This is a genomic window from Marinobacter profundi, assembly GCF_002744715.1.
Classification (GTDB): Bacteria; Pseudomonadota; Gammaproteobacteria; order Pseudomonadales; family Oleiphilaceae; genus Marinobacter; species Marinobacter profundi.
Genome location: NZ_KZ319369.1, coordinates 166,183 through 180,175, shown reverse-complemented (window position 1 = coordinate 180,175; position 13,993 = coordinate 166,183). Strand labels below are relative to the sequence as shown.

Annotated in this window: 14 protein-coding genes; 10 read left to right on the top strand and 4 right to left on the bottom strand. The window is 61.0% G+C overall.

Annotation, left to right across the window (positions count from 1 at the left end):
* Window positions 1-17: 17 nt before the first annotated feature.
* Complete coding sequence (locus CLH61_RS06350) at window positions 18-479, bottom strand: universal stress protein (RefSeq protein WP_099613873.1); 462 nt, start codon at window positions 477-479, stop codon at window positions 18-20.
* A 313-nt stretch (window positions 480-792) separates the two neighbouring features.
* On the opposite strand from CLH61_RS06350, the gene CLH61_RS06345 reads away from it, so the two are divergent.
* From CLH61_RS06345 to CLH61_RS06335, 3 genes are all read left to right on the top strand, one after another.
* On the top strand, window positions 793-2,157 hold the full coding sequence (locus CLH61_RS06345; protein ID WP_099613872.1) for an MFS transporter: 1,365 nt from the start codon (window positions 793-795) through the stop codon (window positions 2,155-2,157).
* Between the two features lie 105 nt (window positions 2,158-2,262).
* Window positions 2,263-2,718 carry an EVE domain-containing protein gene (locus CLH61_RS06340; RefSeq protein WP_099614197.1) on the top strand — a complete coding sequence of 152 codons (456 nt, stop codon included), beginning with the start codon at window positions 2,263-2,265 and terminating at the stop codon, window positions 2,716-2,718.
* Window positions 2,719-2,814: 96 nt separating this feature from the next.
* Window positions 2,815-3,645, top strand: a complete 831-nt coding sequence (locus CLH61_RS06335) for an ion transporter (protein ID WP_099613871.1) — start codon at window positions 2,815-2,817, stop codon at window positions 3,643-3,645.
* Between the two features lie 36 nt (window positions 3,646-3,681).
* Here the strand turns inward: CLH61_RS06335 and CLH61_RS06330 are convergent, their stop codons facing one another.
* Window positions 3,682-4,062, bottom strand: a complete 381-nt coding sequence (locus CLH61_RS06330; protein ID WP_099613870.1) for a SirB2 family protein — start codon at window positions 4,060-4,062, stop codon at window positions 3,682-3,684.
* A 134-nt stretch (window positions 4,063-4,196) separates the two neighbouring features.
* On the opposite strand from CLH61_RS06330, the gene CLH61_RS06325 reads away from it, so the two are divergent.
* Window positions 4,197-5,381: an NnrS family protein gene (locus tag CLH61_RS06325; protein WP_099613869.1), complete on the top strand. Its 1,185-nt coding sequence runs from the start codon at window positions 4,197-4,199 to the stop codon at window positions 5,379-5,381.
* Between the two features lie 64 nt (window positions 5,382-5,445).
* On the opposite strand, the gene CLH61_RS06320 is transcribed toward CLH61_RS06325, so the two are convergent.
* Window positions 5,446-5,958 (bottom strand): SRPBCC domain-containing protein, encoded by a 513-nt coding sequence (locus tag CLH61_RS06320; RefSeq protein WP_099613868.1) that lies wholly within the window; start codon window positions 5,956-5,958, stop codon window positions 5,446-5,448.
* A 348-nt stretch (window positions 5,959-6,306) separates the two neighbouring features.
* Here CLH61_RS06320 and fabA point away from each other — a divergent pair, with 348 nt between their 5' ends.
* Window positions 6,307-6,816, top strand: coding sequence for a bifunctional 3-hydroxydecanoyl-ACP dehydratase/trans-2-decenoyl-ACP isomerase (gene fabA, locus CLH61_RS06315; RefSeq protein ID WP_099613867.1), 510 nt, complete (start codon window positions 6,307-6,309; stop codon window positions 6,814-6,816).
* An 11-nt stretch (window positions 6,817-6,827) separates the two neighbouring features.
* A complete protein-coding gene (fabB, locus tag CLH61_RS06310; protein WP_099613866.1) occupies window positions 6,828-8,039 on the top strand; it encodes a beta-ketoacyl-ACP synthase I in 1,212 nt (403 codons plus the stop codon).
* A 24-nt stretch (window positions 8,040-8,063) separates the two neighbouring features.
* Here the strand turns inward: fabB and CLH61_RS18550 are convergent, their stop codons facing one another.
* Window positions 8,064-8,393, bottom strand: a complete 330-nt coding sequence (locus CLH61_RS18550; protein ID WP_265734785.1) for a helix-turn-helix transcriptional regulator — start codon at window positions 8,391-8,393, stop codon at window positions 8,064-8,066.
* Window positions 8,394-8,741: 348 nt separating this feature from the next.
* On the opposite strand from CLH61_RS18550, the gene trhP reads away from it, so the two are divergent.
* From trhP to sufD, 4 genes are all read left to right on the top strand, one after another.
* Complete coding sequence (trhP, locus tag CLH61_RS06300) at window positions 8,742-10,067, top strand: prephenate-dependent tRNA uridine(34) hydroxylase TrhP (RefSeq protein WP_099613865.1); 1,326 nt, start codon at window positions 8,742-8,744, stop codon at window positions 10,065-10,067.
* 378 nt (window positions 10,068-10,445) lie between these two features.
* On the top strand, window positions 10,446-11,894 hold the full coding sequence (gene sufB / locus CLH61_RS06295) for a Fe-S cluster assembly protein SufB (RefSeq protein ID WP_099613864.1): 1,449 nt from the start codon (window positions 10,446-10,448) through the stop codon (window positions 11,892-11,894).
* Between the two features lie 42 nt (window positions 11,895-11,936).
* Window positions 11,937-12,698, top strand: a complete 762-nt coding sequence (gene sufC, locus CLH61_RS06290; RefSeq protein WP_099613863.1) for a Fe-S cluster assembly ATPase SufC — start codon at window positions 11,937-11,939, stop codon at window positions 12,696-12,698.
* Between the two features lie 14 nt (window positions 12,699-12,712).
* Window positions 12,713-13,993 carry a Fe-S cluster assembly protein SufD gene (gene sufD / locus CLH61_RS06285; RefSeq protein ID WP_099613862.1) on the top strand — a complete coding sequence of 427 codons (1,281 nt, stop codon included), beginning with the start codon at window positions 12,713-12,715 and terminating at the stop codon, window positions 13,991-13,993.

The following is a 13,993-nucleotide window of genomic DNA, read 5'->3' as shown; positions in this document are numbered from 1 at the left end:
CAAAACTCGGTGCCGCCTCAACGGCTGGGCAGAATCAGCAACGGACACTGGATGCGGCGGGCGAGGAAGGAACTCACGCTGCCAAAGGTCATGTAATCCAGTTCATCCACGAAATAGGTCAGCGAGCGGGCAATAAAGCCACCATCCGGCTCGTGACTGTGGCGGGCGATGACCAGCATGTCCGGATGGACTTTTTTCTCGGCGGCATACAGCAGCATCTTGCGGGCATCGCCCTCGAGCAGCATGGTCTCGCCGGCGATCTCCTCCTGCCGGCACACAGCCAGGGCTTCTTCCAGGTGCTGCTTGAGCTCGTCCACTTCCTGCTGGAAGAGTTCCTCGTTGCCGGACGTGATGTCGCGGGGGTTCTCGGCCACCGCCACCAGGGTGAGCTGTGGTTTTAGGTCACGGAACATGGTGATGGTCTGCACCAGCGCCAGCCTGGCGTTCCGCGAACCGTCGTAGGCAATCATGATTTTCATGGCGATCTCCAGACACGGTAGTCTGCGCCCGGGACCGGGCACGGATTGATATCTGTCAGCATTACCCCACAGCCCCCGAAGCCGATATTTGACGTATATCAACGCCGCTATCGCATACCCCACCAGGGCAATCCGCCAGCTATCCCTTCACCTCGCTTTGGCGCTCCTTCAGCTACCACCTCGGCACCCTCTGGGAGTACCTCCAATGCCCCGCATGGAAAAACCCGGTTTTTGATATGGTTTTAGCTAACAATCCGAGCCGGAGAGGCGGTCCGCAACGCAGGCCGCCAACCGGCCAGACAAGGAGGACACCATGGTCAATGTCCCGTCCAGACCCGAGCAGTACCGGGCGCTTGGTCTGTCCACATTTGCGTTCACCCTGTGCTTCGCGGTGTGGACCATCTTCTCGATCATCGGCATCCGCATCAGCGAGGATCTCGGGCTGTCCGACACCCAACTGGGTCTGCTGATGGCAACGCCGATTCTTACCGGCTCCATCAGCCGGCTGTTTCTGGGTATCTGGACCGATCGCTATGGCGGACGCTGGGTGTTTGGCATCCTGATGCTGACCACGGCCCTCTGCGTCTACCTGCTCACCTTCGCCACCACCTACCCGATGCTGCTGGTGGGCGCACTGGGGGTGGGCCTGGCGGGCGGTGCCTTCATTGTCGGGGTGGCCTACACCGCCGCCTGGTTCGAACCGAAACGCCAGGGCACAGCACTGGGCATATTCGGTGCAGGCAACGTTGGCGCCGCGGTGACCAATTTCGGTGCGCCCTTCCTGCTGGTCGCCATCGGCTGGGAAAGCACCGCGCAGGTTTACGCCACCGTGCTCGCCATCATGGGGGTGGTCTTCATCATCCTGGCCAAGGAAGATCCGCTGGCCGCCAGCCGCGCCGAGGCCCAGTCCAAGTCGTTTGCCGAACAGATGGCACCCCTGAAGGAGCTGCGGGTCTGGCGTTTCGCGCTGTATTATTTCTTCGTGTTCGGCGCGTTCGTCGCACTGGCCCTGTGGCTACCGCATTTCCTGATCGGGGTGTACGGCCTCGACATCAAAACCGCCGGCATCATCGCCGCGCTCTACACCATTCCCGCCTCGCTGTTCCGTATCCTGGGCGGTTGGCTGTCTGACCGTTACGGCGCCCGGCGGGTGATGTACTGGACCTTCATCGCCTCGGTGGTCTGCACCTTCCTGCTCAGCTACCCCCCTACGGAATACGTGGTCCATGGCATCGAGGGCGATATCCGCTTTACCCTGACCGTCGGCCTGCCACTGTTCATTCTGCTGATCTTCACCCTGGGCTTCTTCATGTCCCTGGGCAAGGCCGCGGTGTACAAGCACATCCCGGTTTACTACCCGCTTCATGTCGGCGCGGTGGGGGGTGTGGTGGGCATGATTGGTGGTCTCGGCGGCTTCATCCTGCCACTGACTTTCGGGGTGCTGAACGACCTGACCGGTGTCTGGCAAAGCTGCTTCATGCTGATGTTCGTGATCGTGGCCGCCGCCCTGGCCTGGATGCACTACGCCATCCGCTCGGCCGAGCGCGTGGAGTGGGCCGCCAACGAGGAACGCACCGACCTGCCGGAGCTGGCCTCGCCACAACTGTTCTACCCGCTGAACCGCAAGTCCGGACCTGCCACCGGCACCTCCGGCAAGCCCCCGCAACAACGGCGCTGACCGGGCGCGCCAGACGGATGATCTGCACGTAGCTTTGCCCCCGGTCGGGGGCTTTTTTTGGTTACAATGATGGCCTCGCACAACAACTTCCCGGCAGGTGACCTGATGGCGAAATGGCTGGTAAAAACCGAACCCTCCGAATGCGGTATTAATGATTTCGCGGCTGCGCCTGACAAAACCATTCCCTGGGATGGCGTGAGGAACTACCAGGCCCGCAATTTCCTGAAGGACATGGCGGTGGGGGACGAGGTGCTGGTCTATCACTCCAGCTGCAAGGACATCGGCGTCGCCGGCATCGTACGGATTGCCCGCAGCGCCTATCCCGACCCGGCCCAGTTTGACCCGGAGTCGCCCTATTTCGACGCCAAAAGCACGCCGGACAACCCCCGCTGGCAAGCGGTGGATATGATGTTTGTCCGCAAACTGCCACGGCTGATTCCGCTGGACCGGATCCGGTCACAGCCGGGGCTCGATAACCTGGCCCTGGTGCGCAAGGGCAACCGTCTATCGGTGATGCCGGTCAGCGACGAAGAATGGCAGATCATTCTGGCAGCCGGCTGAGCCCCGGCGCCGGGCTGCGAGTTCTACCCACTACCTTTCCTGCGGATTGCCCCTTAAAATCGCGGCTCCCCCAGCCATCAGGAGCCGATTTCCACCATGTCATCCGAACTCAGTCCGGTTTCCGGATTCAGCCAGCTGCGTCGTATCGAATCCAGCAAGCTGTTCCAGGGCGCGGTGATCGCCATCATCATCCTGTCCGCCCTCACCATTGGTGCGAAAACCTACGACGTGCCACCGCTGGTGGAGAATGTCCTGACGGTTCTGGATAACGCCATCACCCTGTTTTTCCTGGTGGAGATCCTGTTCCGCTTCGGGGTCTGCGAGAACAAGAAGCGCTTTCTGTTTGACGGCTGGAACCTGTTCGACACCATCGTGGTCATCGGCAGCCTGATCCCGCTGGACAACTCGGAGGCGGTCCTGCTGGGCCGGCTGCTGCGGGTGTTCCGGGTATTGCGTCTGGTTTCGGTCGTGCCGGAGCTGCGCTTTCTGATCAATTCGCTGCTCAAAGCCATTCCGCGCATGGGCTACATTGCCCTGCTGATGTTCATCATCTTCTACATCTACGCCGCCATGGGCTCGATGTTCTTTGCCGGCATCGATGAAGAGCTCTGGGGTGACGTGGCGATTGCCATGCTGACGCTGTTCCGTGTCGCGACCTTCGAGGACTGGACCGACGTGATGTACGCCACCATGGAATCCTACCCGCTGAGCTGGATTTACTATCTGACGTTCATTTTCCTGACCGCCTTCGTGTTCCTGAACATGATGATCGGCGCCATTCTGGAGGTCATGAGCGAAGAGCAGAACGCCAAGCAGGCCCAGAAGGCCCATGACGAGCGGGAAGACATTGCCCGTCAGTTGGCGGGGGTACAACACCAGTTGGCGGAACTGACGCGGCAGCTGGCTGAGAACCGCCGCGACACCTGACGTGGCTGGCGGCCCTCAGCCCGGCCGGCGGGGCCCTCAGGCCCCGAACACGGGCTTGGCCATAGCCAGATGGAAGATTGCCGCCACCTGCACCAGTGCCAGGATGGCCGCCGTGACCCGCACCGGGGTGCTGCGCCCCGGCTTGAGGGCGAACAGGCCGGCAACGATGTAGCCCACCAGCAAGAAGATCTTGGCCGTCAGCCAGCCGTGGACAAATGGCATCCAGGGTGTCACGAACAGCAGGCTGATGGCCGCCACCAGTAACACCGTATCGTTGGCATGGGGAATCCAGCGCAGCGGCGTCTGGCGCCAGCCCGGCCGGCCCACGGCGTCCAGCAGCAGGCGCAGGGCAAACAGCGTTACTGTAAGGTAGGCCGCTGTCATGTGCAGATGCTTGAGAATCAGGTAGGCACTCATTCACAATCCTGTTGTCAGATAAATCAGTCACGCATTGTACGCAAACATACCGACAACTGGGTATGTTAACTCCGATAACATTTATCTAAAATAAATCTTAAAGCCAAACACCCCCACCTGAACGGAGCCATTCCATGCAGGCGATACCTACCACCAACCAGACCCGGGCGGCCAGCACACGCCAGCTGTTCTCCTATCCGTTCCGGATCTTTTTCCTGTCAATGACAGTGCTGGCACTGACCGCGATCCCCCTGTGGGTGCTGGAAGTCACCGGCACCGTGCACCTTCCACTGGCGATGCCCGGCCTGTTGTGGCACCAGCATGAGATGCTGTTCGGTTTCCTGACCGCTGCCATTGCCGGCTTCCTGCTGACAGCAGTATGTGTCTGGACCCAGACCGAGCGTACCCATGGCTGGCGCCTGGTGCTGCTCTGGCTGGTCTGGCTGGGGGGACGTCTGCTACTCGGGCTTGGGGAAGGCCTGCCGGACTGGCTGGTACAGGGTGTGAACCTGGCGTTCCTGCCGCTGGTGATGATCGATGCCGGCTGGCGCATCTGGCACGCCCGCCAGCTGCGCCAGCTGATGATCCTGGTGGTGCTGGGACTGCTCTGGGCGATGCAGGTCGGCTTCGTCACCGGCCTTGATATGAGATTCAGTCACGGCGCCCTGATCATGGCAATGGCGCTGATCAGTATCATTGGCGGTCGCATCACGCCGGCCTTTTCCATGGGTTGGCTGCGGCAACGGGGCCGCGATACCAGCGCCATCCGAATGGTTCCTGCGCTGGATATGGCCGTACTGGCCAGCATGATTCTGCTGATGCTTTCCCTGGTGACGGGCTGGCAGACCATAACGGCGGTGCTGGCCGGCATTGCCGCCCTCCTGATGCTGGTAAGGCTGTATAACTGGAAAGGCTGGCTGGTACGAAGCGAACCGTTACTGTGGATCCTGCACCTGTCCATTCTGTGGGTACCGGTCGCCCTGATCCTGCTCGCCGGTAGCCTGACCCTGGGCTGGCCGTCCAACGCCTGGTCCCATGCTGCCGGTACCGGCGCGGTCGGCTGCCTGATTCTTGGTGTGATTGCGCGGGTATCCCTAGGCCATACCGGGCGGCCACTGGTGCTCCCAAAAGGCATGGTAGCGGCCTTTGTGGCCATCCACCTGGCCGCCCTGGTGCGAGTCATCACGGCCTTTGAGCTGCTGCCCTGGCATAGCGGTATCGGTATCAGCAGCTTGCTGTGGATGGGCGCCTATGCCGCGTTCCTGATCCGTTATACCGGCATCCTCGCCAGCCCGCGGCCGGACGGCAAAGCCGGCTAGGATGCCGGCGGGAGGATCGACACAGCACCGGCCTCCGCCGGTGCTGGCACTCTGAACAAGGGACTCAGGCTGCGAGGCGGGCCCGCACCATCTCACCGAAGGCACAGCGGGCCTGGCGGAAACGGTCGGCCGGGAAGTGGATATGGATACCTTCCAGTGACGCCGTCAGCATTTCCAGGTGGGCATCCCAGCCGGCACAGGAAATGGCCACCAGCTCGTCATCCGGTAATAACAGGGTAAGTTGCAGCAGGGTTCCGGAGCCCTCGGGGATCAGTTCCCAGCGAATCGGACGCTCCGGATCGCCGGCGGCGCTCCAGGAGTATTCCAGTAGTTCCGGTGCCCGGATGGCCCGTACCCGACAGTCAATCGGCGTGCCACTGCGACCGAAATCAAGCTTGACGATGCCGCCCTTGCGCGGCTCGATCACGCCCGGTGCCAGCCAGTTGGCCAGGCAAACCGAGTCGGTCAGCATTTCCCAGACTCTGGCAGGATCATGGTCCAGCCGACGCTGCAGGCTGGCGCGGACGCGGTCACCGTCACGGCGAAGTGTTCCCCATGGCTGTTCTGTGGTCGTCATAATTCACTCCACTGTCTTCCATCCGCGGTCATAACACCGCGGATTACTGAAGAAAATTGCCCCTGACCAGACGGTCTTGATGTCCCTGGAGTGCCGGATCCAACAGTAAATCCAGACCGGAGCGCACATTTCCCCGGGCACTGCTGCCCGAATCCGGTTACCGGTTCTGACGAACCCGACGCCTGCTCAGGGGCCAGAATCCAGACTACGCAGCGACTGCACTGAAGTCTTTGATGACCATCAAAACCATCAACCACCTGTCAAAAAAAGCCAACCAAAGGTCAATCGCCAAGTGGTCAGGCTCTGCTAAAGTAAAGGAAACCATTTTGTAACAGAGACACAGGCATCATGTATCCAGACCATTTTGACAAAGCCGACCTGATCCGGTGTGGCCACGGGGAGTTGTTCCCGGGCGCCATGCGTCTGCCCATCGATGAAATGCTGATGATGGATCGCATCACCCACATCAGTGACAGCGATGGCCTCTATGGCAAGGGCAGCGTGGTGGCGGAACTGGACATCAATCCGGACCTGTGGTTTTTCAAGGTCCATTTCGACAGCGATCCGGTGATGCCCGGCTGCCTGGGTCTGGACGCGATGTGGCAACTGGTGGGCTTTTTCCTGGCCTGGACCGGCGGTGAAGGCAAGGGCCGCGCCCTGGGTGCCGGTGAGGTCAAGTTCTTCGGCCAGGTACTGCCGCAGAACAAAGTGGTCCGCTATCACCTCGACATCAAACGCCTGATCAAGCGCAAGCTGACCATGGCGATCGCCGATGCCCGTATGGAAGTCGATGGCCGCGAAATCTACACCGCCAAGGACCTGCGGGTCGGCCTGTTCACTTCTACTGACGATTTTTAGGAGTTACTGAAATGCGCCGTGTTGTCGTAACCGGAATGGGGATTGTCTCCAGCCTTGGCACCAACAAAGAAGAAGTTACCCGCTCCCTGCGGGAAGTGAAGTCCGGCATCGGGTTCAGCGAAGAAGCCCGTGATAACGGTCTGCGCAGCCATGTCTGCGGCCAGATCAATCTCGATCTTCCGCAACTGATTGACCGCAAGCTGTGGCGCTTCATGTGCCCGGCGTCCGGCTACACCTACCTGGCGATGCGTGAAGCCATCGAACAGGCAGGACTGACCGACGAGCAGATTCGCGCCCACACCACCGGGGTGATTGCCGGTACCGGCGGCGCCTCCACGGTGGAACTGCTTGATGCCATCGACACCCACCGGGAAAAAGGCATCCGCCGGGTCGGCCCCTACCGGGTACCCCGCACCATGGGCAGCGCCATCAACGCCTCCCTGGCCACGGCATTCGGCATTACCGGTGTCAACTACGGCATTACCTCGGCCTGCGCCACCAGCGCCCACGCCATCGGCCACGCTGCCGATCTGATTGCCTGGGGTCGCCAGGATGTCATGTTTGCCGGCGGCGGCGAAGACATCCACTGGAGCCTGAGCCTGTTGTTTGACGCCATGGGCGCGCTGTCCACCAAGTACAACGATGCTCCGCACACGGCATCCCGCACCTACGATGCCAACCGCGACGGCTTCGTCATCTCCGGTGGTGGCGGCATTCTGGTACTGGAAGCCCTGGAGCATGCCGAAGCCCGCGGCGCCAACATCATTGCCGAGCTGGTCGGCTTCGGCGCCACCTCTGACGGCGCCGACATGGTCGCCCCCAGCGGTGAGGGTGCCGTGCGCTGCATGCAGCAGGCCATGAAGAACATTGACGGCGAGATCAGCTACATCAACACCCACGGCACCAGCACCCCGGCCGGTGACATCACCGAACTGAAGGCCCTCCGGGAAACCTTTGGCGACAAGATCCCGCCGGTCAGCTCCACCAAACCGTTGTGCGGTCATGCCCTGGGCGCCGCCGGTGTGCATGAGGCCATCTACAGCCTGATCATGCAGCGCGACGGCTTCATCAGCCCGTCCGCCAACATCGAAACCCTGGACGAGGGCGCCGAAGGCTACCCCATCGTGCGGGAAGTTCGGGAAAACCAGAACCTGGACCTGGTCATGAGCAACAGCTTTGGCTTCGGTGGCACCAACGCGACCCTGGTCTTCAAGAAGGCGTAACCAGGCGGTGCTGCGGCCTGCCTGTCAGGCCGCAGCGGCCCGGTATTCTGCCGGCGAAGTGCCCATCCAGCGTTTGAACGCCCGGCTGAAGGCGCTGAGCTCGGAAAACCCCAGCTGCTCGGCGATTTCCACCAGCGGCTTGGAGCGGTCCTGCAGATACGTCAGGGCGCGCTCGCGACGGACATCTTCCAGCAAGGCGGCGAAGGTCAGGTTTTCTTCCTTCAGCTTCTTGTAGAGGGTGTGGCGGCTCATATTGAGCTGGGCAGCCACCACCTCGATCCGGACCCGGCCACGGGCCAGCTGGTCCGCGATCAGCGGACGGACCTGAACACTGAAGGACAGCGTCGGCAGGATGCGCGACTGAATCAGTTGCCACAGGCGCTGTAACTGGGATGGTGACAGCCGGGATTCGGCCGCCGCCAGATCTTCCAGGGACAGGTCTGCGTAGCGGGCCAGCTCCTTGCGGGAAACGCCCGACGACTGAAGATATTTGATCATGGCAGCCACGAGGGCTCCCATTGGATCAGCTCCCATTATCAAAAACCTCCCAATTAGCGGAGGCGATATTCGCTCGCCCCCGAAAAACATCAGCGTACAGATGTTAGCTGAAACTTGCCAACCCTAACTTTGAGGCCGGTCAATTCACTGACCGCCCGATCAGGGCAAAATACCGCTCCCCCAAACAAATCCCGCGGAGTCCTGATGAAAGCCCCCGAGTTACTTGCCCCGGCCGGCACTCCTGAACACCTGGAGACCGCCTTTGCCTATGGTGCGGATGCCGTCTATGCCGGCCAGCCCCGATACTCGCTTAGAGTACGCAATAACAGTTTCAAAGACATTGCGGCTTTAGGCGGAGGCATTGAGTACGCCCACGCACTGGGCAAACAGTTTTATCTGGTCTCCAATATCGCGCCCCATAACAGCAAGGTGCGCACCTATTTGCGGGATCTCGAGCCGGTGCTGGAACTCCGGCCGGACGCCCTGATCATGTCGGATCCCGGCCTCATCATGCTGGTCCGGGAACGATGGCCGGACCAGCCCATCCACCTGTCGGTACAGGCCAACGCCGTCAACTGGGCCACCGTGGAATTCTGGCGACGCCAGGGCATCAGCCGGGTCATCCTGTCCCGCGAACTGGCCCTCGATGAAATCCGCGAAATTCGCGACAAGGTACCGGAGATGGAGCTGGAAGTCTTCGTCCACGGGGCGCTGTGTATGGCCTACTCCGGGCGCTGCCTGCTGTCCGGTTACATGAATCACCGCGACGCCAACCAGGGTGCCTGCACCAACGCCTGCCGCTGGAACTACAAGGAAGTGGCCCACAGCCACGACCAGACCGGCGACCTGATTGCCACCTCAGCCCAAGGGGGCGTACAGGCATTCGAGCCGAAAGAAATCCTGCTGGAAGAGCCGAATCGCCCGGGCAGCTTCATCCCGGCCTACGAGGACGAGCACGGCACCTACATTATGAACTCCAGGGACCTGCGTGCCGTGCAGCATGTGGCCGAACTCTGCCGGATGGGCGTCCATTCCCTGAAGATCGAAGGCCGTACCAAAAGCACCTACTACGTGGCCCGCACCACCCAGGTGTACCGGCGCGCCATCGACGAGGCCGTGCACGGCAAGCCGTTCGACATGGGCCTGATGAACGAGCTCGAAGCCCTTTCCAACCGGGGCTACACCGAAGGTTTCCTGCGCCGCCATTTACCCCAGGAGTACCAGTCCTACGAACAGGGCTCCTCCTACCTCGGCACCCAACAGGTGGTTGGCACCATAACGGACCAGGATGACAACTGGCTGACCATCGACGTCAAGAACAAATTCGCTCCCGGCGACCAGCTCGAACTCATCACGCCGGCCGGCAACCTCCGCTTCTCTGCGGCGACCATGGAAAACCGCCACGGCGAAACGATCGAATACGCCCCCGGCAGCGGTCACATCGTGAAGATCCCGAAGCCGGAACACCTGCCGGAGACGCTGAACTTCAGTTACCTGACCAAAATCTTCCCCGAAGCAACGGCGGACTAAAATAGCCGGGCCAATTGCACACTGCCAGGCAGCGCCGGGCGGGTAAGCCTCGCAGCAAACCAAAGTCTGACAAGGCAATTACCCGCCCCTTGGTACCCCAAAGGCCGATTAAGGTATAATCCCTACACAACCGATTTAATACCTGACTATTTTAGTATGGTATTGTATAATCACTCGCCAGATTCAACGGGACAGGCATCGCATCTTCAGCAGGCCACTCCTGCCCGTCAACCAAAAACCGATTGCAGAGCGTATCCATCAGTGGAGCGACGACTGCAACACCCGAACTGATGACATCCGCCGCCACAACCCCGCAGAGGTGTTGCCGGCGACACACAGGGCCACAAGCCCCAGATGAGAGAATACGGAGCGACGATCATGGCGACCACCGACAAAGAGGTGAAAGAGCTGATCAAACGGGAATACGAGCACGGATTCGTCACCGAAATCGAATCCGACACCTTCGAGCCCGGCCTCAATGAAGATGTAATCCGCCGCCTGTCCGAGATCAAGCAGGAACCGGAGTTCATGCTCGAATGGCGGCTTAAAGCCTATCGTCGCTGGCTCGAAATGGAAGAGCCGGAATGGGCCCACGTGGACTTCCCCAAGGTGGACTACAATTCCATCTCCTACTATTCGGCGCCGAAGAAAAAGGAAGACATGCCCCAGAGCCTGGACGAGGTCGATCCCGAGCTGCTGAAAACCTACGAGAAGCTGGGCATCCCTCTCCACGAGCGTGCCAAGCTGGCGGGCGTTGCGGTTGATGCGGTGTTCGACTCGGTTTCCGTCGCCACCACGTTCAAGGAACCTCTCGAGAAAGCCGGCGTTATCTTCTGCCCGATCTCCGAGGCCGTACAGAAATATCCGGAGCTGGTGAAGAAATACCTCGGCAGCGTGGTTCCGGCCGGTGACAACTACTTCGCCGCCCTCAACTCTGCCGTCTTCTCCGACGGTTCCTTCGTGTACATCCCGAAAGGCGTCCGCTGCCCGATGGAGCTGTCCACCTACTTCCGCATCAACGCCGCCAATACCGGCCAGTTCGAGCGTACGCTGATTGTTGCCGAAGAAGGCAGCTACGTCAGCTACCTGGAAGGCTGCACCGCCCCGATGCGGGACGAGAACCAGCTGCACGCGGCGGTGGTTGAGCTGGTCGCGCTCGACGATGCCCAGATCAAGTACTCCACCGTGCAGAACTGGTACCCGGGCGACGAGAACGGCAAAGGTGGCATCTACAACTTTGTCACCAAGCGCGGCGCCTGCATCGGCAAGAACTCCAAGATTTCCTGGACCCAGGTCGAGACCGGCTCCGCCATCACCTGGAAGTATCCGAGCTGCGTGCTGCGCGGTGAGAACAGCGTCGGCGAGTTCTACTCGGTGGCACTGACCCACAACTACCAGCAGGCGGACACCGGCACCAAGATGATCCACCTGGGCAAGAATACCCGAAGCACCATCATCTCCAAGGGCATCTCCGCCGGCCGCAGCTCCAATGCCTACCGCGGCCTGGTGAAATTCGGCCCCGGTGCCGAAGGTGCGCGTAACTTCACCCAGTGCGATTCGCTGCTGATCGGCGACCGCTGCGGCGCCCACACCTTCCCGTACATCGAGAGCAAGAACAAATCCGCCATCGTCGAGCACGAGGCCACCACCTCCAAGGTCAGCGACGAGCAGATGTTCCTCTGCCGTCAGCGTGGTATCGACCCGGAGCAGGCGGTATCCATGATTGTGAACGGCTTCTGCAAGGAAGTGTTCAAGGAGCTGCCGATGGAGTTTGCCGTAGAAGCCGGCAAGTTGCTTGAGGTCAGCCTCGAAGGTTCCGTTGGCTAAATCATTCACAACAGAATTCCAGAATACAGAGAGACGCTACAAATGCTGAGTATCAAAAACCTGCACGCCTCCGTCGAGGGCAAAGAGATCCTCAAAGGCATCAACCTGGAGATCAAGGCCGGGGAAGTCCACGCCATCATGGGCCCGAACGGTTCCGGCAAGAGCACCCTGTCACAGGTGCTGGCAGGCAACGAAGCGTTTGAAGTGACCGAAGGCGAAGTCACCCTCAACGGCGACAACCTGCTGGAGCTGGAAACCGAGGAGCGCGCCCGCGAAGGCATCTTCCTGGCCTTCCAGTACCCGGTGGAAATCCCCGGCGTCAGTAACCTGCAGTTTTTGCGGACCGCAGTGAATGCCATGCGCAAGCACAAGGGCGAGCCGGAAATGAACGCCGCCGAATTCATGAAGCTGGCCCGGGAAGTCTCCAAACAGGTAGACCTCGACCCGGCATTTCTCAAGCGCGGGGTGAACGAAGGGTTCTCCGGTGGCGAGAAAAAGCGTAATGAAATCATGCAGGCCCTGCTGCTGCAGCCGAAACTGGCGATTCTCGACGAAACCGATTCTGGCCTCGATATCGACGCCCTCAAAGTGGTGTCCGATGGCGTCAACGCCCTGCGTTCGGCTGACCGTGCGATCCTGATGGTGACCCACTACCAGCGCCTGCTGAACCACATCGTGCCGGATCATGTCCACGTGCTGGCCGGCGGCAAGATTATCAAATCCGGCGGCCGTGAACTGGCCCTGGAACTGGAAGAGCGCGGCTACGGCTGGCTCGGCATCAAAGACGAAGTAGCAGCCCAATAACAGGAGGTCGCGGAATGAAACCGGCACCAACGCTTTCCAGCGCCTTCCTGCAGCCGCCCGGGCAGACCCTGCCCGCGGCCCTGCTTGCGCTGCGCCAACAACGGGGTACCGCACTGGCCGACCTGCCACTGCCAACCCGCAAGACCGAAAACTGGAAATACTCCAGCAAGTACCTGAAGCTGACCGACGAGATTGCCGCCACCCTGCCGGTGAGCGGAACTCCGGCCGCCGCGGCACCTGGCTACTGTGCGGTATTGCGTAATGGGGTGCTGGTCAGTGATGCCAGTAACCTGCCGGCAGTAGCCGGCATCCGCGTCCGCCGCTTCAGCGAGCTGTCCGACGACGAGGCGGCCACGCTGGCCCAGCGCCTCGACGGCACCCTGGACCGCCAGGCCGTGCAGCTGGCCGGGCTCAATTCCGCCCGCTTCGAAGATGGCCTGCTGATTACCCTGGAGCCGGAGGCGGTTCTCGACCAGCCACTGTTCATCATCCACGAGACCGGTGCCGAGAGCAGCGGCTCCGCCTTCCCGCGGATCTATGTGGACGCGGCGCGCCACAGCAAAGCCACCATCGTCGAGGAGTACACCTCCAGCGGGACGGCGGTGGCCATGACCAACACCGTCACCGAGTTCACCCTCGGCGATGGCGCCAGCATCACCAGCGTCCGCCTGGCGATGGAAGAGCAGAACGTCCAGCACCTGGGCGCTACCGGCGTTCGCCTGCTGGACAATGCCCGCTTTGAAAGCCACTGTGTCGGCTTCGGTGGACCGCTGCGCCGGCACGACCTCCAGGTGCGCCTGGAAGGACCGGGCGCGGAGTGCAAGCTCAACGGCGTGGTCGTCACCCAGGGCAAGCAGCATTACGACAACCACACCACCATCGAGCACATTGCGCCCCACTGCAACAGTGAAGAAACCTATCGCAACATTGCCGCCGGCGAGTCCCACGCAGTGTTCAACGGCCGGATTCACATCCACCAGGACGCCCAGAAGTCCAACGCGGATATGAACAACAAGAACCTGCTGCTCAACAACGGTGCCGAAATCGACACCAAGCCGGAGCTCGAGATCTACGCCGACGACGTCAAGTGTGCCCACGGCGCCACCATCGGCCAGCTCGACGAAACGTCACTGTTTTACCTGGTATCCCGCGGCATCGGCCGCCGCGACGCTAATGTTTTGCTGACCATGGCATTTATCAACGAGCTGGTTGATCAGATTCCGGTCGAGGCGGTGAAAGAAACCGCCCAGGCCCGGCTGAGCGACTTCTTTGACCAGACATTCCAGGAGGCCTGA